Annotated in this window: 25 protein-coding genes; 13 read left to right on the top strand and 12 right to left on the bottom strand. The window is 64.1% G+C overall.

Annotation, left to right across the window (positions count from 1 at the left end; genetic code table 11):
* Positions 1-165 precede the first annotated feature (165 nt).
* The 3 genes from ilvA (at position 166) to ACOCG7_RS21345 (ending at position 3640) form a co-directional block, all read left to right on the top strand.
* A complete protein-coding gene (gene ilvA, locus ACOCG7_RS21355; RefSeq protein ID WP_244744072.1) occupies positions 166-1737 on the top strand; it encodes a threonine ammonia-lyase, biosynthetic in 1572 nt (523 codons plus the stop codon).
* Positions 1738-1998: 261 nt separating this feature from the next.
* Entirely contained in the window at positions 1999-3171 is a 1173-nt protein-coding gene (locus tag ACOCG7_RS21350; RefSeq protein WP_244744073.1) for a 4-hydroxybenzoate 3-monooxygenase, read from the top strand.
* 217 nt (positions 3172-3388) lie between these two features.
* Positions 3389-3640, top strand: coding sequence for a hypothetical protein (locus ACOCG7_RS21345; RefSeq protein WP_244744074.1), 252 nt, complete (start codon positions 3389-3391; stop codon positions 3638-3640).
* An 80-nt stretch (positions 3641-3720) separates the two neighbouring features.
* Here ACOCG7_RS21345 and ACOCG7_RS21340 read toward each other — a convergent pair whose 3' ends face one another.
* The 3 genes from ACOCG7_RS21340 to ACOCG7_RS21330 all read right to left on the bottom strand — a co-directional run bounded on the left by ACOCG7_RS21340 (position 3721) and on the right by ACOCG7_RS21330 (position 4689).
* Complete coding sequence (locus ACOCG7_RS21340; protein WP_114162519.1) at positions 3721-3969, bottom strand: hypothetical protein; 249 nt, start codon at positions 3967-3969, stop codon at positions 3721-3723.
* A 78-nt stretch (positions 3970-4047) separates the two neighbouring features.
* Positions 4048-4467 (bottom strand): hypothetical protein, encoded by a 420-nt coding sequence (locus ACOCG7_RS21335; protein ID WP_244744076.1) that lies wholly within the window; start codon positions 4465-4467, stop codon positions 4048-4050.
* Positions 4468-4566: 99 nt separating this feature from the next.
* Positions 4567-4689: a hypothetical protein gene (locus ACOCG7_RS21330; RefSeq protein WP_280519476.1), complete on the bottom strand. Its 123-nt coding sequence runs from the start codon at positions 4687-4689 to the stop codon at positions 4567-4569.
* Between the two features lie 494 nt (positions 4690-5183).
* Here ACOCG7_RS21330 and ACOCG7_RS21325 point away from each other — a divergent pair, with 494 nt between their 5' ends.
* Positions 5184-5741, top strand: a complete 558-nt coding sequence (locus ACOCG7_RS21325) for a cytochrome b (RefSeq protein ID WP_374709886.1) — start codon at positions 5184-5186, stop codon at positions 5739-5741.
* Positions 5742-5808: 67 nt separating this feature from the next.
* On the opposite strand, the gene kdgR is transcribed toward ACOCG7_RS21325, so the two are convergent.
* The 3 genes from kdgR to kduI form a co-directional block, all read right to left on the bottom strand.
* The gene (gene kdgR / locus ACOCG7_RS21320; protein ID WP_073432829.1) at positions 5809-6678 is read right to left on the bottom strand and encodes a DNA-binding transcriptional regulator KdgR; all 870 of its coding nucleotides are present in this window, start codon (positions 6676-6678) and stop codon (positions 5809-5811) included.
* Positions 6679-6786: 108 nt separating this feature from the next.
* A complete protein-coding gene (gene kduD / locus ACOCG7_RS21315) occupies positions 6787-7557 on the bottom strand; it encodes a 2-dehydro-3-deoxy-D-gluconate 5-dehydrogenase KduD (protein ID WP_154873932.1) in 771 nt (256 codons plus the stop codon).
* Between the two features lie 40 nt (positions 7558-7597).
* On the bottom strand, positions 7598-8434 hold the full coding sequence (kduI, locus tag ACOCG7_RS21310) for a 5-dehydro-4-deoxy-D-glucuronate isomerase (RefSeq protein WP_073432815.1): 837 nt from the start codon (positions 8432-8434) through the stop codon (positions 7598-7600).
* 303 nt (positions 8435-8737) lie between these two features.
* Here kduI and kdgT point away from each other — a divergent pair, with 303 nt between their 5' ends.
* Positions 8738-9754 carry a 2-keto-3-deoxygluconate transporter gene (kdgT, locus tag ACOCG7_RS21305; protein WP_114162516.1) on the top strand — a complete coding sequence of 339 codons (1017 nt, stop codon included), beginning with the start codon at positions 8738-8740 and terminating at the stop codon, positions 9752-9754.
* 39 nt (positions 9755-9793) lie between these two features.
* Here the strand turns inward: kdgT and ACOCG7_RS21300 are convergent, their stop codons facing one another.
* Complete coding sequence (locus ACOCG7_RS21300; RefSeq protein WP_244744078.1) at positions 9794-10369, bottom strand: GNAT family N-acetyltransferase; 576 nt, start codon at positions 10367-10369, stop codon at positions 9794-9796.
* A gap of 115 nt (positions 10370-10484) precedes the next feature.
* Entirely contained in the window at positions 10485-11930 is a 1446-nt protein-coding gene (locus tag ACOCG7_RS21295) for an NAD-dependent succinate-semialdehyde dehydrogenase (protein ID WP_244744079.1), read from the bottom strand.
* 458 nt (positions 11931-12388) lie between these two features.
* Between ACOCG7_RS21295 and ACOCG7_RS21290 the strand changes: the two genes are divergently transcribed.
* The 4 genes from ACOCG7_RS21290 to ACOCG7_RS21275 all read left to right on the top strand — a co-directional run bounded on the left by ACOCG7_RS21290 (position 12389) and on the right by ACOCG7_RS21275 (position 15805).
* Positions 12389-12592, top strand: a complete 204-nt coding sequence (locus ACOCG7_RS21290; protein ID WP_007181784.1) for a cold-shock protein — start codon at positions 12389-12391, stop codon at positions 12590-12592.
* A gap of 227 nt (positions 12593-12819) precedes the next feature.
* The gene (locus tag ACOCG7_RS21285) at positions 12820-13482 is read left to right on the top strand and encodes a response regulator (RefSeq protein WP_114162513.1); all 663 of its coding nucleotides are present in this window, start codon (positions 12820-12822) and stop codon (positions 13480-13482) included.
* Positions 13479-14864 carry a sensor histidine kinase gene (locus ACOCG7_RS21280; protein WP_244744080.1) on the top strand — a complete coding sequence of 462 codons (1386 nt, stop codon included), beginning with the start codon at positions 13479-13481 and terminating at the stop codon, positions 14862-14864. The genes ACOCG7_RS21285 and ACOCG7_RS21280 overlap by 4 nt, the downstream gene beginning before the upstream one ends.
* Positions 14865-15019: 155 nt before the next feature.
* Complete coding sequence (locus tag ACOCG7_RS21275) at positions 15020-15805, top strand: ProQ/FinO family protein (protein ID WP_421379866.1); 786 nt, start codon at positions 15020-15022, stop codon at positions 15803-15805.
* A 391-nt stretch (positions 15806-16196) separates the two neighbouring features.
* On the opposite strand, the gene ACOCG7_RS21270 is transcribed toward ACOCG7_RS21275, so the two are convergent.
* Positions 16197-17114: a LysR family transcriptional regulator gene (locus ACOCG7_RS21270; RefSeq protein WP_421379863.1), complete on the bottom strand. Its 918-nt coding sequence runs from the start codon at positions 17112-17114 to the stop codon at positions 16197-16199.
* 529 nt (positions 17115-17643) lie between these two features.
* Positions 17644-18090, bottom strand: coding sequence for a VOC family protein (locus ACOCG7_RS21265; RefSeq protein ID WP_244744081.1), 447 nt, complete (start codon positions 18088-18090; stop codon positions 17644-17646).
* A gap of 400 nt (positions 18091-18490) precedes the next feature.
* Between ACOCG7_RS21265 and ACOCG7_RS21260 the strand changes: the two genes are divergently transcribed.
* Positions 18491-18937, top strand: coding sequence for a hypothetical protein (locus ACOCG7_RS21260; RefSeq protein WP_244744082.1), 447 nt, complete (start codon positions 18491-18493; stop codon positions 18935-18937).
* Positions 18938-18980: 43 nt separating this feature from the next.
* On the opposite strand, the gene ACOCG7_RS21255 is transcribed toward ACOCG7_RS21260, so the two are convergent.
* Positions 18981-19112, bottom strand: coding sequence for a hypothetical protein (locus ACOCG7_RS21255; RefSeq protein WP_280519478.1), 132 nt, complete (start codon positions 19110-19112; stop codon positions 18981-18983).
* Positions 19109-20026, bottom strand: coding sequence for a LysR family transcriptional regulator (locus tag ACOCG7_RS21250; RefSeq protein ID WP_244744083.1), 918 nt, complete (start codon positions 20024-20026; stop codon positions 19109-19111). The genes ACOCG7_RS21255 and ACOCG7_RS21250 overlap by 4 nt, the downstream gene beginning before the upstream one ends.
* A 136-nt stretch (positions 20027-20162) precedes the next feature.
* On the opposite strand from ACOCG7_RS21250, the gene ACOCG7_RS21245 reads away from it, so the two are divergent.
* The 3 genes from ACOCG7_RS21245 to ACOCG7_RS21235 all read left to right on the top strand — a co-directional run bounded on the left by ACOCG7_RS21245 (position 20163) and on the right by ACOCG7_RS21235 (position 24372).
* On the top strand, positions 20163-20912 hold the full coding sequence (locus tag ACOCG7_RS21245; protein ID WP_244744084.1) for a sulfite exporter TauE/SafE family protein: 750 nt from the start codon (positions 20163-20165) through the stop codon (positions 20910-20912).
* Between the two features lie 389 nt (positions 20913-21301).
* Positions 21302-22048: a glucose 1-dehydrogenase gene (locus ACOCG7_RS21240; protein ID WP_114163502.1), complete on the top strand. Its 747-nt coding sequence runs from the start codon at positions 21302-21304 to the stop codon at positions 22046-22048.
* 218 nt (positions 22049-22266) lie between these two features.
* Positions 22267-24372 (top strand): TonB-dependent receptor plug domain-containing protein, encoded by a 2106-nt coding sequence (locus tag ACOCG7_RS21235; RefSeq protein WP_244744085.1) that lies wholly within the window; start codon positions 22267-22269, stop codon positions 24370-24372.

The following is a 24372-nucleotide window of genomic DNA, read 5'->3' as shown; positions in this document are numbered from 1 at the left end:
TCCGTATTGCGCTGATTATTAGCATCATTCATCGAATGGTGGGTTAGCGCGCGTCGGCTTGCAGTGACACATTAACCCGCCCCACGAGGCGGGTTTTTTTATGTCCGCGTGCCTGCCTCCTGGTTCTCTCTCTGCTGATCCGCTTTTGCCGCACAGGAGCTTGCCTTGCCGCTATTCGAACTCGACCAGATTGCCGAAGCCGCCGACAGCGTGGCGCTGCGCCACGACTACCTGAAGAAAACCCTGACCGCACGCGTCTACGACGTGGCCCGCGAGACCGAACTGGAACGCGCGCCGAATCTGTCGGCGCGCCTGCGCAATCCGGTCTACCTGAAGCGCGAGGACAACCAGCCGGTGTTCTCGTTCAAGGTGCGCGGCGCGTACAACAAGATGGCGCACATTCCGGCCGAGGCGCTGGAGCGCGGGGTAATCACCGCGTCGGCGGGCAATCATGCGCAGGGCGTGGCGCTGTCGGCGGCACGGCTGGGCGTGAAGGCGATCATCGTCGTGCCGGTGACGACGCCGCAAGTCAAGGTCGATGCGGTGCGCGCGCATGGCGGGCCGACCGTCGAGGTGGTGCAGTCGGGCGAGTCGTATAGCGATGCGTACGCGCATGCGCTGACGCTGCAGGAAGCGCGCGGCCTGACCTTCGTGCATCCGTTCGACGATCCGTATGTGATCGCCGGCCAGGGCACCGTTGCGATGGAAATTCTCAGCCAGCATCAGGGACCGATTCACGCGATCTTCGTGCCGATCGGCGGCGGCGGACTCGCGGCGGGCGTCGCCGCGTACGTGAAATCGGTGCGCCCGGAGATCAAGGTCATCGGCGTGCAGACCGACGATTCGTGCGCGATGGCCGCGTCGCTGAAAGCCGGCGAGCGGGTCACGCTAAACGAGGTCGGCCTGTTCTCGGACGGCACCGCGGTGAAGCTGGTCGGCGAGGAAACCTTCCGCCTGTGCCGCGAGTATCTCGACGACGTGCTGCTCGTGAACACCGATGCGCTGTGCGCGGCGATCAAGGACGTGTTCCAGGACACCCGCAGCGTGCTCGAACCCGCCGGCTCGCTCGCGGTGGCCGGTGCGAAGCAGTATGCCGAGCGCGAAGGCATCGAGAACCAGACGCTGGTCGCGATCACGTCGGGCGCGAACATGAATTTCGACCGCATGCGCTTCGTGGCCGAGCGCGCCGAAGTGGGGGAAGCGCGCGAGGCGGTGTTCGCCGTGACGATCCCCGAGGAGCGCGGCAGCTTCCGGCGCTTCTGCGAACTGGTCGGCACGCGCAGCGTCACCGAGTTCAACTACCGGATCGCGGACGCGAGCTCGGCGCATATCTTCGTCGGCGTGCAGATCAGGAACCGCAGCGAATCCGCGCAGATCGCGGGCGCCTTTGAAGCGCACGGCTTCGCCACTGTCGACCTGACCTTCGATGAACTCTCGAAGCAGCACATCCGCTACATGGTCGGCGGCCGCTCGCCGCTCGCGCACGACGAGCGGCTGTTCCGCTTCGAGTTTCCCGAGCGGCCGGGGGCGCTGATGAAGTTCCTGTCGTCGATGGCGCCGAACTGGAATATCAGCCTCTTTCACTATCGCAACCAGGGCGCGGACTACAGCTCGATTCTCGTCGGCATTCAGGTGCCCGACAGCGAGAACAGCGAGTTCGGACGCTTTCTCGCGACGCTGGGGTATCCGTATTGGGAAGAGACGCAAAACCCCGTGTATCGCCTGTTTCTTGCGTAGTGGTGGAGGCGGTTGCCGTTCGGGGTTTACCTTGAGATCGGCTAACGCGATGTGGAACAGCAGTGATCGGTGCAGGAGACCGCAAGCTCTGTCGGCAGGGCGTTCGAGTGCATACGTACACCTCGGCGCCACGCTCGCACGTCGATCTGCTATCTTGAATCGGCATACGGCATACGGCATATCCGCCATATCGCGTTGCGCGATACCGCGCATGATCGTCAAACTGGGCGCAAATCAATCGCCGCATTCAGGAGACAACTCATGCGCACCCAGATTGGCATCATCGGTGCCGGGCCCGCGGGCCTGCTGCTTTCCCATCTTCTTCATTTGCGCGGTATCGACTCCGTCGTGCTCGAATCGCGCACGCGCGAACAGATCGAATCCACCATTCGCGCGGGCGTGCTCGAACAGGGCACGATGGACCTGTTGACCGAAGCCGGCGTCGGCGCGCGCATGAAAGCGGAGGGCGCGCTGCATCACGGTTTCGAACTCGCTTTCGAGGGCAAACGGCGGCGCATCGATCTGACCGGACTCACCGGCCATTCGATCACCGTTTACGCGCAGCACGAAGTGATCAAGGATCTGGTCGCGGCGCGTATCGCCGCGGGCGGGGCGCTGCGTTTCGGCGTGTCGGAGACCTCGCTGCACGACATCGAGACCGACTCGCCTTCGATCCGCTATCGCCACGAAGGCGAAGCATGCGAGCTGCCATGCGATTTCGTGATCGGCTGCGACGGTTCGCAAGGCGTCTCGCGCGGGTCGATTCCGCAGGCGCTGCGCAAGGACTTCGAACGCGTTTATCCATTCGGCTGGTTCGGGATCTTGTGCGAAGGGCCGCCTTCTTCGGAAGAATTGATCTATGCGCGGCACGAACGCGGTTTTGCGCTGATCAGCACGCGCTCGCGCAACGTGCAGCGCATGTATTTCCAGTGCGATCCGAAAGACTCCGTCGACCATTGGTCCGACGACAGAATCTGGGCGGAACTGCACGCGCGGGTCGATTCGCATGACGGCCAGAAGCTTGTCGACGGCAAGATCTTTCAGAAGAACATTGTCGGCATGCGTAGTTTCGTGTCGGCCACGATGCAGCATGGCCGGCTCTTTCTTGCCGGGGACGCCGCGCATATCGTGCCGCCCACCGGCGCGAAAGGAATGAATCTCGCCGTCGCCGATGTGCGCGTGCTCACCCGCGCGCTGAAGGCGTTCTACGTGGAAAATCGCACCGATCTGCTCGACAGCTATAGCGAAACCGCGCTCAAGCGCATCTGGCGCGCCGAGCACTTCTCGTACTGGATGACGAGCATGATGCATCGTATCGAAGGCGCGTCGCCGTTCGAGCAGCAGCTTCAGGTGGCCGAACTCGAATACGTGACCACGTCACGCGCGGCGGCCACGGTCATGGCGGAAAACTACGTGGGGGTCGCCGCCGTTTAGAGCGAATGGGGGAGGGCGTCGGCGATTGAATGTGTCCGGCGCCGAGTGCGTGCGAAGGAACGCCCGATCAGCACGTTTTTCATTGTCGTGCGCGAAGCAACAGTGAATTCATGATTAGCGGATTTATCCCGTAAGGCCGGCCACCTACACTGCCTTCATCGCTGCAACACAAGCCGCATCGGCAGCGCGTACAAAGACAATCTCTGGAGGTGGTTACATGAAATCGCTCATTCAAGCTGTTGCTATCGCTGTCGTTCTTGCCGCGCCGCTTGCTTCGTTTGCGCAGCCGTCCGCTCAGCCGGCTTCGCAAGACGTTCAAGCCACGCAAGCGCGGACTTCCGACCCGCAAAACGCGGCTCAAGCCGACACCAGCGGATATGGTTCGGGTAGCCACGGCACGTGGCAAGCCGGACATGGCCGCGATACCACGGTCAGTTCGTATTCGCCGCCGATTTATAACGCGCGTTGAAGCAGTCAACGAAGCATTCAGCGAAGCACGCGGCGAGCACCTTGCCGCGTGCTTCGTCCGTCTCGCACCTAAGTTTTAACCTAAGCTCCACGCAACAACGTCACTTCATTGCGCAACAGCGCGAGCAGATCTTCATCGGTCGGCCGCGTGCCCCAATGCCGCGCGCCCGCCGCGGATGCAATCGCGATCCACGAATGAGGCGGAAACCATTCGCGCAGCAACGCGCCATCCTGACGCAAGCACAATTGGCCGGTCAATTCACTGTATTCGGCGCACATGAGCACGCCGTCGACTTGCGCGGTGACACGCCGGGGATCGCTGGTTAGCAAATCGTCGCTCCTGCAAAGTGGGTGACGCTCATGCGTGTGCGGCCCGGCGTGGCCGATGATGCCGCCGGGTGCCGCGTATCAATGGTCGCCGTGACCGCGGCCCTCGCCGTGACCATGACCATCGCCGCGCCAATCGCCACGCGGGCCGCCGTAGCCGTAGCCGCGTCCCCCGTCGTGCCAGTCGCCGCGCGGTCCGCGGGCTTCGTGCCATTCGCGTCCGCCACGGTGACGCGCTTCCCAGTCGCGCCGCTCCCAATAGCGATGACCGTCGTAATAGCGCTCGCCGTACCAGCCGGGGCTGATGACCACCACGGGAGGAGGCGGCGCATACACCGGCGGCGGTGGCGCATAGACCGGCTCGGGCGCGTAAGCGACGCCCGGAACGCCGATGTTCACACCGACGCCCACATCGACGTGCGCGAGCGCGACCGACGATGCGCCGATCCCCAGACCTGCAACGATCGCCACGGACAGCCAGCGGTTTCTTGAATGGCTCATGTTTTATTCTCGGGTTTTACGATTGAGTTTGCACCGCGGGATGCGGGACTGCGCGGATCGAGCTTGGTAACGGGCTTAGTAACCGGCTTAGTAGCGGGCTTAGTAACGGTCGCGATAGCGGTAATGGTCGTGATAGCCGCCGCCTGCGGGCACCACGATGCAAGCGCTCAAGGCGCTGCCGAGCGTTACCCCCAATATGACCAGCGCGAGAATTCGTTTCATGACCTTGCTCCCTTTCCTTGTTGATCCGAACTCTACTGAGCCGTCGCATTACCGATGTGTTCGTGTGTAACAGGACGTGTCGATTCGATCCGCTGTCGCCGGAGCGCGGACGTGGGCAGGAGGGCGTTGGAAAGGCGCGCGGCGGGGCGATGCGCCAGCAAGCAGTTGCCGGCAACCCGTTGAGCGCGTTATGGAAAAGAGGACGGCTGCGGCATCCGGCGCCGCCGGGCGCGCCCAGGGGCCGACGACTTTGCTCAGTGGATACATTCGGTTGCAGACTGCGTGGATGATCTTGCGCTCGCGCAACGACGCAAGATCGCCTGTAGCCGATTATCAATGGACCAGGCGGCCGCGCACGCGCAGCGCGCCGACAGATGCGCATCAGCAATTCTTAAGGTTGCGCGTGTAGCATACCCGGCGCATGCGCCCGCGATTCTTTATGCCGGCGTGACCTGCATCCCCAACCAACCGCTAAACGACGGCGACAAACGCTCATGAAAATGCAATCCGACCAAGCCGATCTTTTTCGCCCTTATACGGCGGGTTACGACGGCGTAGCGAAGTTCTTGCACTGGCTGGTGGTCCTGCTGATCTCGGCCCAGTTCGTGATCGGCTGGACCATGCCGGAGATTCACAAGGACACGCGGCCGGACGGCCTGATCGCATGGCACCTCGGCGTGGGCGCCACGCTGATTGCAGCGGTGGCGTTGCGAATCGTCTGGCGTCTCACGCATTCGCCCGCGCCCGCGGACGTTTCACCTTCTCTGCGGATCGTGTCGAACGTCACGCATGGGTTGCTGTATCTCGCGCTGGTGATCGTGCCGGTGCTGGGCTGGGCCAATGCATCCTCGCGCGACTGGTTGATCAAGCTATTCGGCGTGCTGCCTTATCCGGCGATCGCACCGGTCGGCTCGCCTGTCGCTCATGAAATGGGCGACATTCATGGCGTGCTGGCCTGGGTGCTGTTCGCACTGATTGTCTTGCATGTCGGCGGGGCGCTCTTTCATCGCTTCGTGCTGAAGGATCGGGTTATGCAGCGGATGCTGCCTTGAACGTTCGCGCGGCGGGCGCGTCGACTCTCGCGCCGCCCGATGCCTGCCGCGCGTTGAGCCTGGCCGCTCAGCCCGGCTCGGCGGCCGCATGCTCGGCGGCGGCGGTCGCTTCGCGATAGCCGAGCCGTGTGGAGATCGCAAGACCCGACTGCTTGAGCAGCGCGACGTAGTGCGATTTGGTGTCGGCGCCGCAGCGCATCGTCGGAAACGAAATCGACAGGCCGGCGATCACGCGGCCGAAGCGGTCGAATACCGGCACCGCGAGACACCGAAGCCCTTCCTCCTGTTCCTCGTTGTCCTCGCCGTAACCTTGCTCGCGCACGTGCGGCAGAATGCTCAGCACGGCCTCCGCGGAAGCGAGCGTCTTTTGCGTCGACTTGCGAAATTCCACGTGCGAGAGCACTTCGCGCGCCTCGGCCGGGTCCATCCACGCGAGCAGCACCTTGCCGATCGCCGTGCTGTGCAGCGGATTGCGGCGGCCGATGCGCGACTGCATGCGCAGCCCGTAGTCGGCGTCGATCTTGTGAATGTAGATGATCGCGTCTTCGTCGAACGCACCGAGGTGGACCGCCTCGCGCGTGATCTGACCGATGCGGCGCATCTCGACGTCGGCCTCGCGCACGAGATCGACGCTCTCCAGCGCCTTCGCGCCGAGTTCGAACAGACGAATGGTGAGCCGGTAGCGCTCGGTTTCGATTTCCTGCGTCACGTAGCCGAGCGCCTTCAGCGTCTGGATCACGCGGTGCACCGTGGTTTTCGACATGCCGAGCCGTTGCGACAGTTCGCTGATGCCGATTTCTCCGCTGTCGCCGATCGCGCCGAGAATCGCGAATACCCGGCCGACCGACGAAGCCGATTCACCGCTCATGCCGACACAATCCGCGCTTTCCGCGTCGTGCGTGGCGGCGTCCTTGCGCTGCTTGCCCATTGCTGCCATTTCCGTCATTCCCTGTCGATGCCTGCCCACGTCAGTCGCGTCGGCGTGTCAACGTGTCAACGCGCGCGCCGCATCAGAAGCATACCGCTTCCGATGCCGTCTGCCGAGCTAGCGCGCGAGCCAGCCGCCGTCCACCGCGAGCGTATGGCCATGCACGTAGTCCGAGGCCGACGACGCGAGGAACACGACCGGTCCCGCGAGGTCGTCGGGCGTGCCCCAGCGGCCGGCCGGAATGCGGCCGAGAATCTCGTCGTTGCGCTGCGCGTCGTCGCGCAACGCCGCGGTGTTCGCGGTCGCCATGTAGCCCGGCGCGATCGCGTTCACGTTGACGCCGCGCGCGGCCCACTCGTTCGCGAGCAGGCGCGTGAGACCGAGCACGCCGCTTTTCGACGCCGTGTAGGACGCGACCCGTATGCCGCCCTGGAACGACAGCATCGACGCGATGTTGACGATCTTGCCGCCGCCTTGCTGCTTGACGAACTGCCGCGCGACGGCTTGCGAAAGAAAGAAGACGCTCTTCAGATTGACGTCCATGACCGCGTCCCAGTCGTCCTCGCCGAACGCGAGCGCGTCTTCGCGGCGGATGATGCCCGCGTTGTTCACGAGCACGTCGACGCGGCCGAATGCCTCGACCGCCGCGCGCACGATGTCCTCGATAGGCGCGATCGAGGCAAGATCGGCGCGCACGTCCGCGAAACGGCGGCCTGCCGCCTGCACGCGCGCGGGTGTGTCGCCGGCGTCGCCGCGGCTCACGCCGACGATGTCGCAGCCGGCCGACGCGAGCGCCACCGCCATGCCCGCGCCAAGGCCCGTATTGCTGCCGGTGACGATGGCGACCTTGCCGGTCAGATCGAAGGGGTTCACTGTTTTCTGGCTCATATCGTGCGCGGATTGTCGTGAAGGGAGAGCGTCATGTCGATCACCGCAGATCGCGCACGGCGATGTGGTCCATATCGCCGAACACCTGGTTTTCGCCGACCATGCCCCAGATGAACGTGTACGCGCGCGTGCCGACGCCCGAGTGAATCGACCAGCTCGGCGAGATCACGGCCTGCTCGTTGTGCACGACGATATGGCGCGTCTCGTTCGGCTCGCCCATCATGTGGAAGACGGCGGCGTCGTCGGCGACGTTGAAATAGAAATACACCTCCATGCGACGCTCGTGCGTATGGCACGGCATCGTGTTCCAGAGGCTGCCGGGTTCGAGCTTGGTCATGCCCATCGAAAGCTGGCAGGTGGGCAGCACTTCAGGGACGATGAACTTGTAGATCGTGCGGCGGTTGCTCGTGGCCGGGTCGCCGAGCGTTTGCGGCGAAGCTTGCGCGAGCGAGATCGTGCGGGTCGGATGCGTCTCGTGCGCGGGCGCGCAGTTCAGATAAAACTTCGCGGGATGGGCGACGTCGTCGCTGCCGAACGCGACGGCTTGCGCGCCCTTGCCGATGTAGATCGCCTCTTCGTTGCGCACGATATGACGCGTGCCGTCCACGTCGACCCAGCCGTCGCCGCCGATGTTGATCGCGCCGAGTTCGCGGCGCTCCAGCAGATAGCCGACGCCGATCGCCTTGCCGAGCGAGGCGGGCACTTCGACCGCGCGCGTGGCCGGCCACACGCCGCCGACGATGATGCGGTCGATGTGGCTATACGTGAGCCGCAGCGCGTCGCGCTCGAATACCTGGTCGACGAGAAATTCCTTGCGCAGCCCCGCGGTATCGAGCGTCTTTGCGTACTCGCTGTTGATGGCCTGTCTCACTTCCATTGTTCTGTCTCCGGTCTGATTGGGCGTCTCGCCATGCCGCATCGAGGCGCGTGTGTGGGCTCGACTTTAACGCAGAATTCGCATTTCGGAACGATGGTCCAAAAAATATTGCGGAGTCTGTCGAGTAATGGCGCGGTGTTTCAGGATCGCTCGGGTAAACGATGATCCGAAATTCAAAGAGAATCGGAACAGTGTTCCTTTCACGATGTTATATTGCGCCGAAAGGGAGCAGCCCGGCGCAAGACCGGGACATTACCCCGGGTAACCCACCCGATAACTGGACGCGAAGTCCACGGAGGAGGCATGAAGATCAAGAAGGCCATCGACCGCATTCCAGGCGGTCTGATGCTGGTGCCGTTGCTGCTCGGCGCTTGTGTCCACACGTTTGCGCCGGGCGCGGGGAAATACTTCGGCTCGTTTACCAATGGATTGATCAGCGGCACCGTGCCGATTCTGGCGGTGTGGTTCTTCTGCATGGGCGCGACGATCGACCTGCGGGCGACCGGCACGGTGCTGCGCAAGTCGGGCACGCTGCTCGTCACCAAGATGGTGGTGGCGTGGATCGCGACGCTCGTCGCCTCGCATTTCATTCCCGTCGACGGCATCAAGGCGGGCCTCTTCGCCGGCCTGTCGGTGCTGGCGATCACCACGTCGATGGACATGACCAACGGCGGCCTCTATGCCGCGGTGATGCAGCAATACGGCACCAAGGAAGAGGCGGGCGCGTTCGTGCTGATGTCGGTCGAATCGGGGCCGCTCGTCAGCATGATCATTCTCGGCGCGGCCGGCGTCGCGTTCTTCGAGCCGCGGCTCTTCGTCGGCGCGGTGCTGCCGTTTCTCGTGGGGTTCGTGCTGGGCAACCTCGATAGCGAGCTGCGGGAATTCTTCGGCCGCTGCGTGCATCCGCTGATTCCGTTCTTCGGCTTCGCGCTCGGCAACGGCATCGACCTGAACGTGATCGCGAAGAGCGGTCTGCCGGGCGTCCTGCTCGGTCTCGCGGTGATCGTCGTGACCGGCATTCCGCTGATTCTCGCCGACCGCTGGATCGCGGGCGGCAATGGCGCGGCGGGCCTCGCGGCCTCGTCGACGGCGGGCGCCGCGGTGGCGAACCCCGCGATCATCGGCGAGATGATTCCGAGCTTCAAGCCGCTCGTGCCGGCCGCGACCGCGATGGTCGCGACGGCCTGCCTCGTCACGGCGATTCTCGTGCCGATCCTCACCGCGCTATGGGTGCGCCGGCATCACGCGCGCGACGCGTTGCGCGAGGAGTTCACGGTGGCGAAAGCGCAGCCGCTCAGCGAGCGCGACGCGCACGTTTGAACGTGAAGCTTTGTGCTGGCGGGGAGTGGCTGGGCCGTATCACCGCCCCAGTTTCCCTTCGAGCACAGTCTTCACCTCAGGCCACTCGTCATCGATGATGCTGAAGCGCACCGAGTTGCGCTTGCGTCCGTCCGGCATGATGCGCTCATGCCGGACCACACCTTCCTGCTTCGCGCCGATGCGCAGAATCGCCGCGCGTGATTTCTCGTTGAGTTCGTCGGTGGTGAACTGCACGCGCACGCATTGCATCGCTTCGAACGCGTGACACAGCAGCAGATATTTCGCCTCGGTGTTCACCGCCGAGCGCTGCACGGACGCGCTCAACCACGTGTGGCCGATTTCGAGCTTCCGATTCACACGATCGATTTTCCAGAACCGCGTGCTGCCGACAATCGCGCCCGTATCGCGCCTTGCGATCACGAACGGCATCACGGTGCCGGCCGCGCATCCTTCGAGTGCGGTTGCCAGATAGCCGCCGATGGTGTCCGGTCCCGGCACCACGGTCAGCGTCATGTTCCAGAGTTCACCGTCTGCGGCGGCGTCGAGCAGCGAGCTTGCATGTTCCCGCCGAAACGGCCTGAGTTCGACGATGGTTCCAGTCAGCGTGGGTTGCATGAGTTCAAGCGTGTTGGTGGTCGAGCACAAGAAAAAAGGTCCGCGGGCAAACGCCCGCGGACCCTCATGGCAAGCGAAGAGGCCTGAAAAACCAGCCTTAGGCGGCTTAAGCCGCTTAAGCCGCCATCACCGAAACCGCCTTGGTGACCAGGTACGCTTCCATCGCTTCCGGGCCGCCTTCCGAACCGTAGCCCGAATCCTTCACGCCGCCAAACGGCATTTCCGGGGAAGGCGTGGCCGGCTGGTTGATCCACAGCATGCCGACTTCCAGTTGCTGCGACAGCAGATGCACGTTGCTGAACGACCTCGTGAACGCATAGCCGGCGAGGCCGAACGGCAGCCGGTTCGCTTCGGCGATCGCCTCTTCAAGCTTGTCGAAGCCGCGGATCGCCGCGATCGGGCCGAACGGCTCGTTGTTGAACACGTCGGCTTCGAGCGACACGTTGGTGAGCACGGTCGGCGCGAAGAAGTTGCCTTCCGAGCCCACGCGTTCGCCACCGGTCGCGACCGTGGCGCCGGTCTTGCGCGCGTCATCGAGCACCTTGCTCATCGCGCTGAGACGGCGCGCGTTGGCGAGCGGCCCGAGCGTCGTGCCTTCCGCGAGACCGTCGCCGAGCTTGAGACCTTCGGCATGCTTGACCAACGCCGCGGCGAACTCCTCGCGGATGCTGTTGTGCACCAGGAAGCGGGTGGGCGAGATGCACACCTGGCCCGCATTGCGGAATTTCGCGCCGCCGGCCGCTTTCACGGCGAGCGCCACGTCGGCATCTTCGGCGACGATCACCGGCGCATGACCGCCCAGTTCCATCGTGGCGCGTTTCATGTGCGCGCCGGCGAGTGCGGCCAATTGCTTGCCGACCGGCGTGGAGCCGGTGAACGTCACCTTGCGGATGACCGGATGCGGAATCAGGTAGCTCGAAATCTCGGCCGGATCGCCGAACACGAGGCCGACCGTGCCCGGCGGCACGCCGGCGTCGACGAACGCCTGCAACAGACCGGCCGGCGACGCCGGGGTTTCCTCCGGCGCCTTGACGAGGAACGAACAGCCGCTCGCGAGCGCCGCGCTCAGCTTGCGCACGATCTGGTTGACCGGGAAATTCCACGGCGTGAACGCGGCCACCGGACCGATCGGCTCCTTGAGCACCAGTTGCTGCGCCGACAGATTGCGCGACGGCACAATGCGGCCGTACACACGGCGCCCTTCGTCGGCAAACCATTCGATGATGTCCGCCGCGGCGAGCACTTCGACGCGCGCTTCGGCGAACGGCTTGCCCTGTTCCTGCGTCATCAGGCGGGCGATGTCGGCGGCGCGCTCGCGCACGAAGCCCGCGGCCTTGCGCATGGTGGTCGCGCGTTCGTTGGCCGGAACCTTGCGCCAGGCTTCGAAGCCGCGTTGCGCGGCGGCGAGCGCGCGGTCCAGATCGGCCATGCCGGCGTGCGCCACCTTGCCGATGGGCTGGCCCGTGGCCGGGTTGATGACGTCGAGCGTCTTGCCGCTTGCGGCATCGCACCACTCGCCGTTGATCAGAAGTCGGGTATCGGTATAGCTCGAAATGGCCATGCTGAGTTCCTGTATGTGGGAAAGCCTGGATAGGCGAAAACGATAGCCGCGCGACCGTGTGGCGGTCGGATGAACCTGCGCGACCAGAGTGGATTGCCGATTCCGATTATCTTATCTGATTGCGCGAAATCGCATCGGCGCCTGCCACGGCTCGCGCGAGGCACGCGTCTTGCGACGCGAGTAGACGCGATAGCGAAAGTCATGCGGAGGTCACGGCGAAAATCTCACGAAGGTAGTCACAGCAGCAGCCACGGCGGCCATCACGGCAGCCATCACGGCAACGTCATGTAAAGAGGCGTAGAGTCGAGCCGCAGTGGCATGAGCCGGCGAATGTCCGCGTCATCGACCGCGCACGAAGCGCCGCTGCGGCAGTGCCCGGAGCGCTGGCGCCGGTCGAATCAGCGGACGAAAGGCGGCGACATGCAGCCCCATCAACTTGGATACACATAGGAATCGACATGCCAACCGGTACAGTGAAATGGTTCAACGACGCGAAGGGCTTTGGCTTCATCACACCCGATGACGGTGGCGAAGACCTGTTCGCGCATTTCTCCGAAATCCGCAGCGAGGGCTTCAAATCGTTGCAGGAAAACCAGAAGGTCAGCTTCGAAATCAAGCAAGGGCCGAAAGGCAAGCAGGCGGCGGACATCAAGCCGGTATGACGGTGAGGGCCGGCTCGCGCTCCTGGCGAGCCGGCCGCGGGCAAGCGCGTCGCGCGATGCGGCCGCGCCCGCGTATGTCGGTATATCGCTCCATGAACCGGAGCGATGAAGAAGAACGCTGACGAAGAACATGAAGGCGCACCGGGCGCTGAATCGCCCCTCTGCAAGCACCAGGACGCGTTAAGCTAGCGGACCTGCAGTGCGGGCAAAACGGGGGAAGAGAGGCGATGCGTCTGCTATTGGTCGAGGACGACGACATGATCGCGGAGACGGTGCTGGGCGCGATGCGCCGCGCCGGTTACGCGATCGATTGGGCCAGTGACGGCCGCGCGGCGGAACTGTCGCTGGGCAACGGCGTGTACGACCTCGTGCTGCTCGATCTCGGCTTGCCGAAGAAGGACGGCATCGACCTGCTCGGCGCCTACCGCAAGAACGGCGGCGCCGCGCCGGTGATCATCCTGACCGCGCGCGACGCGGTGGAAGAACGCATCCGCGGCCTCGATGCGGGCGCCGACGATTACCTGATCAAACCCTTCGACCTCGACGAACTCGGCGCGCGCGTGCGCGCGCTATTGCGGCGGCGCACCGGCCACAAGCAGCCCGTCTATACGCACGGCGAACTCACGCTCGACCCGGCGGCGCACGAAGTCACCAAGGCCGGCGAACCGTTGCCGCTCGTGCCGCGCGAATTCGCGCTCCTGCAAGCGCTGATCGAGGAGCCCACGCGCGTCTTCACCAAGACCGAACTGGAAGAGAAGCTGTACGGTTGGGGCGAGGAAGTCGGCAGCAATACGATCGAGGTGCACGTGCACAGCCTGCGGCGCAAGATCGGCGCGGACCAGGTGGTGACCGTGCGCGGCGTGGGTTACCGTCTGAAGCGATGCGGGTGAGATCGATCCGCCGCTGGCTGCTCGGCTGGCTCATCTTCGGTCTCGCCGCGGCGTCGGGCGTGGCCGCCTACGGCATCTTTCACACGGCGCGCGTCGAGGCCGGCGAACTGTTCGACTATGAACTGCGCACGGTGGCGCTGTCGCTGCCGGCGAATCTGGCCGGCGCGGGCGAGGGCGATCGCCAGCCCGACCTGGGCGACCTGGCCGACGACCGGCTCGTCATCGAGATCTGGGACCGTACCGGCAAGCTCGTCTATCACTCGATGCAGGAGCCGGTGTTCGCGCGTCTGCCCGTGGGCTTCAATACCGTGGAGACCGGCGAGTACCACTGGCGCGCGTTCGGATTGCAGCAGGCCGACCGCTACGTTCAGGTGGCGCAGCCGGTGTCCGTGCGCGACGACCTGGCGATGCAACTGGCGCTGCATACGCTGTGGCCGCTCGCCGTACTGGTGCCGGTGACGGTCGCGCTGGTGCTGTTGGTGGTGGCGCGGGGGCTTGCGCCGATCGGCGGACTGTCGCGCGCGCTGTCGACGCGTTCGATCGATTCGCTCGAACCGCTGCGTCTCGACGGCACCGTGCCGGTCGAAATCAAGCCGCTGGTGGTCGCGCTCAACGATCTCCTGCAGCGCCTGAACGCCGCATCGCAGGCGCAGCGCACCTTCATCGCCGATGCCGCGCATGAGTTGCGCTCGCCGCTCGCCGCCTTGAAGCTGCAATTGCAGGCGGCCTCGCGCGACGGCTCGTTGAAGGGCGAGGGGCAGACGCTGGAACGCGTCGAGGGGCGCGTGAACCGGATGATTCACCTGGTCCAGCAATTGTTGACGCTGGCGCGTGAGGACGCGCATCCGGTCACCTCGATGACGCCCGTGAGCTTGCGCCGGATCGGCGAGCAGGTGGTGGGCGATTGTTCGTTGCTGGCCGAGGCCAAGGAGATCGACCTCGGGCTCGAATGCGAGCACGCCCGCACGGCCGACGATGCTTACACCGTGCTCGCCGATCCGCACGGAATGAGCGTGCTGTTGGGCAATCTGATCAACAACGCGATCCGCCATACGCCGCGCGGCGGTCGAGTCGACGTGATCCTGAGGCGCTCGGCGGAGCGCGTGGGATTCGATGTGGTGGATAGCGGCTCAGGCATACCCGAGGCGGAGCTCGAACGTGTTTTCGACCGTTTCTATCGAGGCGAGGAGGCGCAGGGGGAGGGCAGCGGGCTAGGTCTTGCGATCGTGTCGCGGATCGCCGAGCGGCATCGGCTCGGGCTTTCGCTGCGCAATAACGAGGGTCGACCAGGCTTGTGCGTTTGCGTCTCTGGGCTGAAAACGTATGAGGGCGCGGCGTTGCCGACCGAGGGCATGGCGTCCCCTGTGTCGCCGATCCGCTGAAGCGCGTGGCGCTACAGGAATACGCCAAAAAACCGGTTTCAGACGCCGCGCGGGAGGATCGCGCCGCTCCCGCAGGGCCGCGCCGCGCAAGCGGCGTCATGAGCGTGTCGCCACACGCTGCTACAATCTCGGTTTCCTCCGATTGATTGTGCGCCATGGGTTTCGAACAACTCGCTGAACTGAAGAAGCAACTGGCCGCGGCCCGCGCGGAAGCGGCACCCGCCGCGAAGCCGGGTGCCAAGTCCGAGGGCGCCAGGTCGGGTGCCCGGCCCGGTTCCAAGCCCGCTGCCAAGTCCGGCGCGAAGCCCGATGCGCGGCCGGACGCGAGGCCTGCGCGCAAGCCGGCGCATGCGCGCCGTGGCGCGCCCGAAGCCGCCGCCAATCCCGCGGCGCAGCCGAGGCCCGCGGACGCGAAGCCGGTGGACCCGGTGGTGAAGTCGATTGGCAGACTGCAAAAACATTTTCCGAATGCCTTCCCGAAGAATCCGGCGCCCAAGCTGCCGTTGAAGGTCGGCATCTTCGAGGACCTCGTCGCGCACGCGAAGGAACTGTCGCTGAACGAAGCGGAGTTGCGCGACGCGATCAAGACGTGGTGCCGTGGCAGCCGCTACTGGAAGTGTCTGGTCGAAGGTGCGGCGCGTGTCGATCTGACGGGCGCCGAGGCGGGCAAGGTCACGGCGCAGGAAGCCGCGGGTGCGCAGCGTCTGCAGGCGCATCGCGCGGCGCGCGGCGCGTCAAAAGCGGCGGGCGGCGCGGTGAATGCGTCTGCCGACGCGGTGCCTTTGTCCGGGGATGCCGCGGTGGCTTCGCAGGCCGGCTCGCAGCATGATGCGGATGGCAAGCCGCAAGTCGGTTCAACGGACGCATCGGCCAGCGATGAAGCCGACGTCGCGTCTGCTACTTCGCCGGTGAGCATACCGCCGGGTACTCCCGAAGCGTGAACGACCGCCGCCCCGCCCAGGGGCGGCTGCTTTGGTGGGCGATGCCACGCAAGGTGGGATCTGCGGCAGGTGAGTGGAAAACTGCTGACGCGGTTGGCGACATGATCGAGGCGGCTGACGATTTGCAACGATGGCTTGGCTGTCTGTGATTGTCGCTGATCGCCCACAAGGGACGACCGAATCGACCGATAGCGGACGCTCAGTCGTGTGTTATCCCCCTCATTAGGTTCCCTGCGCGGCGCCAGGAAGCCCGCCTCGAGTCTCAGACAGCCGGGCTTGGGCTGCATGCATCCGCGTCTCCGCAGACCGATGCGGCGACAATTGTCAGCGTAGCGAACCGAAACGCCTTGGGAATGGCCCGCGCGAACCGCCAGGCTGCGTTGGTCGACCGCTACCGAATCTGTGCGAATAACCGGCCAATCAGATCGGCTTGGTCAAGCTGATCGATCCACCAGTTCAATGCGTTCCCGGCCTTGTCTCTGCGCCAAGCGAGATAGCAATTCGAGTATTCGCGTACGCCCACAATGCGGCGCGCAACCAGCTTCCCTTTGCGTATCAACCCTTCGGCCAACGGCTCGGGGAGCATGCCGACCGCAATACCTTCGCAGAGTGCTTCGAGTTTGGCTTCGCGAGTCGACACGAAGATGAGCGGTTGTCCCTCGTGGATAGCTACGGCTTGGGGATCCAGCTCACGGGACGTGTCGCTCATGACAACACCTCGATATCGCGCAATCGTCTCGCTCTCCAATGGCTCTGGGATGCTCGCGAGTGGATGATCCAGCGCCGTGACGAATACATGATTGAGCGTTCCAATCGGGCGTGCGATGATGTTCGGATCGAGCGGCGGCTCCCCGACGGTTCCGACCGCCAAATCGACACGCCTCGAAATTAGAGCATCCCAGACTCCCCCGAGCACTTCAGTAGACAGACGCAGTTGAGTGGGTATTTTCAGGTCATAAAATCCGTTCACATATGACCACACGAATCTGGCCGGCAGGATTTCGTCAAAGCACAATCGCAGTTCCGACTCCCAGCCGTCGCTAATTCCCTTCGCTTTAACTTCGAGATGCCGGGCCGCTCTCAGAAGTCGACGGCCTTCATCGACCACGGCCCGGCCGGCTTGCGTGAGCGTCGCCCGTCTGCCGCTACGGTCGAACAGTTCAACATCCATGTCGCTTTCAATTTTCTGGACGAGGTAAGTGATCGACGACGGGACCCTATGCAACAGTTCGGCCGCCTCGGCGAATGTGCCGGCTCGCTCGATGGTGTCCAATACTTCCAGGACTTCAAACGACAACCTGATTGCCATATGACGCTCTCAGGATTCTTCTAATCTTTAAGTCGACTTCGCCGCGAAGGACGTGTAGACCAGTAGCAGCCGCGCGAGACCATTTCAGTGCGCAATTTTTCGAGGTTTGCTCGGTGCCGTTAAGATGGACAGTGACGATGTTGTCCCGCGCTAAGGAAGCAGGTTTGTGGACTTCCCACCCGTCAAACGATTATCGGGGCGATAGTCTAAGACATGCGCTGCCTCCTTGGGGCACGTGATAAGGCACCGCCGACCGTCCCGCCTCACGGGCCTCAACGTAGCTTGGCAACAATTCGGTCTTAGGTGTCAACAGTTCAATTGCGCTCATGTTGTTCGATACGAGTCAGGGAGCCAATGATTGTCAACAGTCTAAGCGGTGCCGTCGAATGTCTCAAAATGGCCGCGCGCAGCCCGAGAGCGCCCAAGTCGACCATAACGCTGTAGACCCATAGCAGTCGACCAGCGCTCCGACTTTCCCTTTCAGGAAGCAACCGATCTCTAACGTTCGACCATCCGCTCGATGGAGGGGTTAGGCGCCATGCCCGAGCTCCTGAGCGAGCCCGATCAGGATCCCTTCGGGGCCCCGGATGTAGCAGAGCCGATACGCGTTTTCGTACTGGGACACTTTGCCGACGAGTTCCGCGCCGCGTTTACCGAGACGGGCGAGCGTATCGTCGATGTCCTCCACGGTAAACATGACGCGTAGGTAACCAAGGGCGTTCACCGGGGTGCGACGGTGATCGGCGACCACAGGTGGCGCAAGGAATCGGGATATCTCGAGCCGGCTGAGACCGTCCGGCGTACGCATCATGGCAATTTCGACGCGCATGCCGCGCAATCCAGTGACGCTATCTGCCCAGTCTCCTTCGATCGGGGCACGCCCCTCGAGCTCAAGGCCGAGTTCGGCAAAAAATTCGATGGCGGCATCGATGTCTTCAACCACGATGCCGACGTTGTCCATACGCTTCACCGTCATGATGGCTCCCTGGCGCCTGGCTGAAGCGCCGATGGTAACGCTGCCGACCTGAGCTACCGCTCAAGCTCAGGGCTATCCGCGCGATTAGCTGCGAGAGAGATGCAGGCTACACCAGGGCACCGGATATCTGCCATCCGCGAACGCCCGCTTACCAGCCGAAATCGACCTCTTCTCGACAGAGGCCATGTCGAGCAAATCCAACTAGCGCCGAGCGCTCATCTATACGCTATACGCCCCATCGAAAACAACGGCACGGTCCAGCATCGGGGGAGCAAAGACACCCGCCCATCGCCGCAAGCCCTTCACGCGGAACTGAATAAAAAACATTGGCTGCTACCGTACAGATCTCTCCGGTCGACCATGACAAGGTGGACTGAGACAGACCCACGGCGCCACCATCATGACCAAGTCCGTCCTCAACGCGCTCACATTGATTATTGCAATAGGCGCTGGGTTTACCCCAGTCCTGTGCCGCGCCTACGCGCTCGACGCTCAACTCGACTGCAAATCAAACGCGCACGCGTTCATCGCTCCGCTCGTGACCGATCGATATATCGATCCGAAGCCGATGCGTGTCGAGGCCAACTCGGTCAATGCATTCAAACCGGCACACGACGGCAACCTGACGGCGTTCGGTTTTCGCGTCTACGCCGTTCTCGGGTATGAACACGGCGACACGATATTCAAACAGGGAAGCGGCCAGCCCATTACAGATTCCGCCTATGGCGCGGTGGTAGTGGGCTCCACCGAGGACGTGGAAGCGCGCGTACGGAAGGCCGGCAGCGACGCTGTCGTGCGGCAGGTCATTCCCCTTGTCCTCACGGTCATCTTTTGTAGCGCGCAATGACGCGCTACGCACCTTCATCCATAGGCCGGCCACAACTAAACCGCTACCGCTCCGCTTGCATGAATGCGAGCAACGCCGCGCCGACTTCATCGTCGATGGTGTTGAACGAGTAGACCACGGAGATGTGATTGTGCCCCGCGAAGCGCGCCCACGTCGGCAACGCTTTGTAACTCAACGAACCCGTGAACTTCCCGACGACTGACCAGAACCGCCCGCCAGGTGCCGCACCAACGCCTTCTCCGGCCGCGGCATCGCGTTCATGTCGCGCATGCAGATCAGCAACTGGCGCGTCGCCCAACTATCGGTCAACTCGATCATGCGGATGCCCGGTCGCCCGCGATAACGCTTCGCCGCCGTGGCCGGCACGATGCCGACGCCCGCGCCTTGCTCGACCATGCGGCAGATGCCGTCGAAAGTTCGCACATGGGTGCGGAAGCTGAGCGTTCCGCCAGCCAGTAGCGCGCGCTCGTCCAGATACGCTTGCAACGCGCTGTCCGCGCTCAGCCCGATGAATTCGCGGTCGGCCACTTCCGCCAGCGTGACGCGGCGACGCGTGGCGAGCGCGTCGTCGCGGCTCGCGATCAGCACCAGCTTGTCGACGGCGCAGGGCAGCGTTTGCAACGCGCCATGCTCGACCGCATCCGAGATGATGCCGATCTCCGCCGCGCCGGTGAGCACCGCCTTTACCGTCTCGCTGCTTTGGCGCTCCTTCAGATCGATCTGCACATTCGGATGATCGCGCAGAAAAAGGCCGATCGCCGCGGGCAGGAATTCGGTGATCGCGGCGGTGTTGGTCCACAGGCGAATGCAGGCTTTGCGTCCTTCCTGATGCTCGCCCAGTTCACCTTGCATCCGTTCGATCTGGCCCAGCACGAGCCGCGCGTGATGGGCGAGCGTGTCGCCCGTGGGCGTGGATTCGACGCCGCGCCGGCCGCGTTCGAGCAAGGGCATGCCCAGGGCGTCTTCCATGCCGCGCAGCCGCGCGCTCGCCGACGGCAACGACATGTTCGCGCGCGCGGCGCCGTGCGTGATGCTGCCGGTTTCGAGGATGTTCAGAAAGAGCCGCAGGTCGATCAGATCGAAGCGCATGGAGGGGCGTTTGCCTTGTCTCGGTTCGGGTTGCCAGCCTAAGCCATAGCCTAAGTCACGGTAAGTATCTTACGCATTGTGGCCGGGCTTGCGGCAATCGAAAATCGTCAATATCACAACCATGAACAGGCTCCTGATGAGTTCTTCCCTTGCGATGCACGCGGGTCTGGTCGCGGCAACCTTCGTCGTCGCCGGCTTCGTCAAGGGCGTGACCGGCATGGGTCTGCCCACCGTCGCGATGGGCGTGCTCGGCACGCTGATGCTGCCGGCTCACGCGGCCGCGATGCTGCTGTTGCCCTCGTTCGTCACGAACCTCTGGCAATTGTTCGCGGGACCGAGCGTGCGGGCGCTGCTCGGGCGCTTGTGGCCGATGATGGCGGGCATCGTCGGCGGCACGATTGCCGCCGCGTCGTTTATCGCGGGCGGGGGCGGCGAATGGGCGGTCGTCGGTTTGGGCGCCGCGTTGACGCTGTACGCCGGCGCGGGCCTGACGGCGTGGCGTCTCGACGTGCCCAGGCGGCATGAGCGCTGGCTGTCGCCGGCAATCGGCGCGGTCACGGGCGTGATCACCGGCGGCACCGGCGTGTTCGTCGTGCCTGCGGTACCTTATCTTCAGGGCCTCGCGTTGAAGAAAGAGGACCTGGTGCAAGCGCTCGGCCTGTCGTTCACGGTCTCCACCATCGCGCTCGCGATCGGGCTCGCCAAAGAGCGTGCGTTCGCCGTCGACGACCTCGGCCACTCGCTGCTCGCGGTGGCGCCGGCGCTGATTGGTATGTGGATTGGACAGCGTGTGCGAGGGCGCATCAGCGCCGACACCTTCCGCCGCTGGTTCTTTGTTTGCCTGCTCGGCCTCGGCATTCAATTGATGGCGCGCGCATTCGTTTGATCAGGCATTGGCGACAGGCAAAGCGAGGAGGGCAAGAATCGTGTGGGCCACCATTCTGGATACGCTCGGTGCAATAGCCGTACTGGCCAGCTTGTCCGTGCAGATCATGCTGTGGCGCAGGCGCTGAGATCGGCTTCTCGCGCGGCGTGCATGGCATGCGCGCGGCATGTATTCCATCAGCGCCGCGTGGCTGGCGCGCGCCGCGCTTCGATTGTTCGCGCCTCCCGACGTATCTGTTCGCCTTCAGCCGCTTTATCCCCGTCGCCTGAATCCCTACATTGCATGCAGTGGCGGCGTCGCTGCATCGGAAGCTGCATCGGCTTCATGGGCGCCAACTCGCGAATCATCGCCGCACTACGTCGGCGCAACCCAATCGAAAGGAAACGATCATGAGCAAGCTCACAGGCAAAGTCGCGGTTGTAACGGGCGCATCGAAAGGCATCGGCGCGGCGATTGCGAAGGCGCTGGCCGCGCAAGGCGCCTCGGTGGTGGTGAACTATGCGTCCAGCAAGGCGGGCGCGGACAGCGTGGTCGCCGCGATCACCGCGGCGGGCGGCAAGGCGGTGGCCGTCGGCGGCGACGTCTCCAAGGCGGCGGACGCGCAAGGCATCATCGACGCCGCGGTCGAAACGTATGGCCGCCTCGACATCCTCGTCAACAACTCGGGCGTGTACGAGTTCGCGCAGATCGAGGAGATCACCGAAGAACATTTCCATAAGCACTTCAACGTCAACGTGCTGGGTCTGCTGCTGACCACGCAGGCGGCCGTCAAGCATCTGGGAGAAGGCGGCAGCATCGTCAACGTCAGTTCGGTGGTGACGCGCCTCACGCCGCCGGGCAGCGCGGTTTATACGGGCACCAAGGGCGCGGTGGACGGCATCACCGGCGTGCTGGCACGCGAACTCGGTCCGCGCAAGATTCGCGTGAACTCGGTAAACCCGGGCATGATCGCGACCGAAGGCACGCATAGCGCGGGCATCGTCGGCTCCGATCTGGAGCAGTGGGCGATCAGCACGACGCCGCTCGGCCGCATCGGCCAGCCTGACGAGGTCGCCGACGTTGCCGTGTTCCTCGCGTCGGACGACTCGCGCTGGATGACGGGCGAAACCCTGATTGCCAGCGGCGGCGCGCGTTAAGGCGTTCAAGTAGAGACATTGGCCGCGTCGCTGTGTGGTATCGCAGCGCGCGGCGCTTGCTTCACATGCGGCATGTTTTACCGCCGCGTATGAAGCGCTGCAGCCGTATGTGCGTTGCATAGGGTTTGTCCTGAACCCCGTCCGCCCCCGCTTAAGTTGCTGCTGAAATTGTCGTTAGTGTGAAGGAAAGGCGCAAAGGCGCTCACCGCATTCACACTATGACCCGCGCCCATTCCAGACACCTGGCGGTACATTTTGCCGCCGCCGTTATTTTCGTCTCGTTGTCGGTGCAAACCGACGCAGCCGCGGCCGTCGATCCGCTCGACGCGCGTAACGCAGGTAACGCCCGCCACGTACCCGCCGGTGACCTACCCGCGAGCGAAGCCACCGACATCGCGCCGGACGCCGATGCCGACACGCTCGCCACGCTGCCGCTCGAGAAGCTGATGAGCGTTCAAGTGGTGACGTCCGCGTCGAAATTCACGCAGTCGGTGAGCGACGCGCCTTCCGCCGTGGTGGTGCTGAGCGCGGCGGACATCCGCGATTTCGGCTGGCGCACGCTCTCCGACGCGCTCGCGTCGCTGCCGGGGCTCTACGTCAGCTACGACCGCAACTATGCCTATGTGGGCGCGCGCGGCTTCCTGCGTCCGGGCGATTACGACAGCCGCTTCCTGCTGCTGATCGACGGCGTGCGCACCAACGATTCGGTCTACGGTCAGGCGGTGATCGGCACCGAGGCGCTGGTCGACATGGACCTCGTCGAGCGGATCGAATACGTGCCCGGTCCCGGCTCCGCCGTCTATGGATCGAACGCGCTGTTCGGCGTGATCAACGTCATCACGAAGAAGGGCAGCGCGATCGACGGCGCGCAGACCGCCGTGGCCGTCGGCAGCTTCGGCGAAAAGAGGGCGCGCGCCACCTACGGCTGGCACGGCCAGAACGGCGCGGACCTGGTGTTGTCGGCGAGTTCGTATGTGCGCAACGGACAGGACCTGTATTTCCCCGACTTCGACACGCCGGATCAGAACCACGGCATCGCGCACGACCTCGACTACGATCGCGCGCAGCGCCTGTTCGCCAAGGCCGCGTATGGCGATTTCTCTTTTTCCGCCGCCTATGTGAATCGCACCAAGGGCGTACCGACCGGATCGTTCGGCGCGGTGTTCAACGCGCCCAACTCGACCAACGATTCGCAGGGCTTCATCAACGGCACGTTCTCGCGTCAACTGACCGCAGGACTCGCGGTCTCCGCTCAGGCCTATTGGGGCCGCGCCGACTACCGCGGGCTCGGCACGTATCCGTACGACACCGGCACCGCCGTGGCGAGTGTCGATGGCGATCATGCGCTCTGGTACGGCGCCGACACGCACGCCACGATCACGAGCCAGCCGCGGCAGAAGATCGTGGTGGGCGCGGATTTTCGCCGCGACGCGCACCGCGACCAGTACAACTACATCGTCGAGCCGTACTCGTCGCAACTGAACGACAAGCGCTCCAGCAATCAGACCGGCGCGTATATCGAGGACGAAATCCGGCTGCCGGCGAACTTCACGCTGAGCGCGGGCTTGCGCTACGACTGGGACAGCGTGACGGCGGGCAACCTCAACCCGCGGCTCGCGCTGATCTACAAGATCACCGCGCGCGACACCGCCAAGCTCATTTACGGCACCGCGTATCGCGCGCCCAACGCTTACGAGCTGTATTACAACGTGCCCGGCGAGGGCGGCCAGGAGGCGAATCCAAAGCTCAAGCCGGAACATATCTCCACGCGCGAAATCGTGCTCGAGCATCTGTTCGAATCGAGCGGCCGCGTGACGCTGTCGCTGTTCCAGTACGCGGTGCGCGACCTGATCTCGCAGACGGTGGATCCCGACAACGGTCTGCTGGTGTTTCAGAACATCGATCGCGCGGACGTGAAAGGCGCGGAACTGGCCGTCGAGCGCGATTTCTTCGGCGGCGTCCGTGTGCGCGCGAGCTATTCGTGGCAACTCGCGCGCGACGGTCAGTCGGCGGTGCTGGCCAATTCACCGCGTCATCTGGCGAAGATGAACCTGCTGGTGCCGTTGTTCCATCACGCCGCGCGCCTCGGCACCGAGGTGCAATGCACCTCGTCGCGTTCGACCGGAGCGTCCACGACGGGCGGCTTCTGCATCGCCAATCTCACGCTCGGTTCGTCGCGGCTCATCAGTCATGCCGAGGTCTCGCTGAGCGTCTACAACGCGTTCAACAAACGCTACGCGGATCCCGCCGGGCCGGCGTTCGTCCAGCAGACGATCGAGCAGCAGAGCCGCACCGTGTACGCGAAGATGGTGTACGGGTTCTGA

Origin of the sequence: Paraburkholderia sp. DD10, from assembly GCF_049177125.1 — a bacterium.
GTDB classification, from domain to species: Bacteria; Pseudomonadota; Gammaproteobacteria; order Burkholderiales; family Burkholderiaceae; genus Paraburkholderia; species Paraburkholderia terricola.
This window is presented reverse-complemented; position numbering and strand designations above follow the sequence as displayed.

Bases quoted from the DNA above. Each gene is read 5' to 3' on its own strand.
- kduD (WP_154873932.1), bottom strand. From the start codon at position 7,557: ATGAGCCAGAAAACAGTGAACCCCTTCGATCTGACCGGCAAGGTCGCC.
- ACOCG7_RS21330 (WP_280519476.1), bottom strand. From the start codon at position 4,689: ATGAAACGAATTCTCGCGCTGGTCATATTGGGGGTAACGCTCGGCAGC.
- kduI (WP_073432815.1), bottom strand. From the start codon at position 8,434: ATGGAAGTGAGACAGGCCATCAACAGCGAGTACGCAAAGACGCTCGAT.
- ACOCG7_RS21350 (WP_244744073.1), top strand. From the start codon at position 1,999: ATGCGCACCCAGATTGGCATCATCGGTGCCGGGCCCGCGGGCCTGCTG.
- ACOCG7_RS21295 (WP_244744079.1), bottom strand. From the start codon at position 11,930: ATGGCCATTTCGAGCTATACCGATACCCGACTTCTGATCAACGGCGAG.
- ACOCG7_RS21250 (WP_244744083.1), bottom strand. From the start codon at position 20,026: ATGCGCTTCGATCTGATCGACCTGCGGCTCTTTCTGAACATCCTCGAA.
- ACOCG7_RS21235 (WP_244744085.1), top strand. From the start codon at position 22,267: ATGACCCGCGCCCATTCCAGACACCTGGCGGTACATTTTGCCGCCGCC.
- ACOCG7_RS21335 (WP_244744076.1), bottom strand. From the start codon at position 4,467: ATGAGCCATTCAAGAAACCGCTGGCTGTCCGTGGCGATCGTTGCAGGT.
- ACOCG7_RS21270 (WP_421379863.1), bottom strand. From the start codon at position 17,114: ATGGCAATCAGGTTGTCGTTTGAAGTCCTGGAAGTATTGGACACCATC.
- ACOCG7_RS21260 (WP_244744082.1), top strand. From the start codon at position 18,491: ATGACCAAGTCCGTCCTCAACGCGCTCACATTGATTATTGCAATAGGC.
- kdgT (WP_114162516.1), top strand. From the start codon at position 8,738: ATGAAGATCAAGAAGGCCATCGACCGCATTCCAGGCGGTCTGATGCTG.
- ACOCG7_RS21290 (WP_007181784.1), top strand. From the start codon at position 12,389: ATGCCAACCGGTACAGTGAAATGGTTCAACGACGCGAAGGGCTTTGGC.
- kdgR (WP_073432829.1), bottom strand. From the start codon at position 6,678: ATGGCAGCAATGGGCAAGCAGCGCAAGGACGCCGCCACGCACGACGCG.
- ACOCG7_RS21240 (WP_114163502.1), top strand. From the start codon at position 21,302: ATGAGCAAGCTCACAGGCAAAGTCGCGGTTGTAACGGGCGCATCGAAA.
- ACOCG7_RS21265 (WP_244744081.1), bottom strand. From the start codon at position 18,090: ATGACGGTGAAGCGTATGGACAACGTCGGCATCGTGGTTGAAGACATC.
- ACOCG7_RS21245 (WP_244744084.1), top strand. From the start codon at position 20,163: ATGAGTTCTTCCCTTGCGATGCACGCGGGTCTGGTCGCGGCAACCTTC.
- ACOCG7_RS21300 (WP_244744078.1), bottom strand. From the start codon at position 10,369: ATGCAACCCACGCTGACTGGAACCATCGTCGAACTCAGGCCGTTTCGG.
- ACOCG7_RS21325 (WP_374709886.1), top strand. From the start codon at position 5,184: ATGAAAATGCAATCCGACCAAGCCGATCTTTTTCGCCCTTATACGGCG.
- ACOCG7_RS21285 (WP_114162513.1), top strand. From the start codon at position 12,820: ATGCGTCTGCTATTGGTCGAGGACGACGACATGATCGCGGAGACGGTG.
- ACOCG7_RS21275 (WP_421379866.1), top strand. From the start codon at position 15,020: ATGGGTTTCGAACAACTCGCTGAACTGAAGAAGCAACTGGCCGCGGCC.
- ACOCG7_RS21345 (WP_244744074.1), top strand. From the start codon at position 3,389: ATGAAATCGCTCATTCAAGCTGTTGCTATCGCTGTCGTTCTTGCCGCG.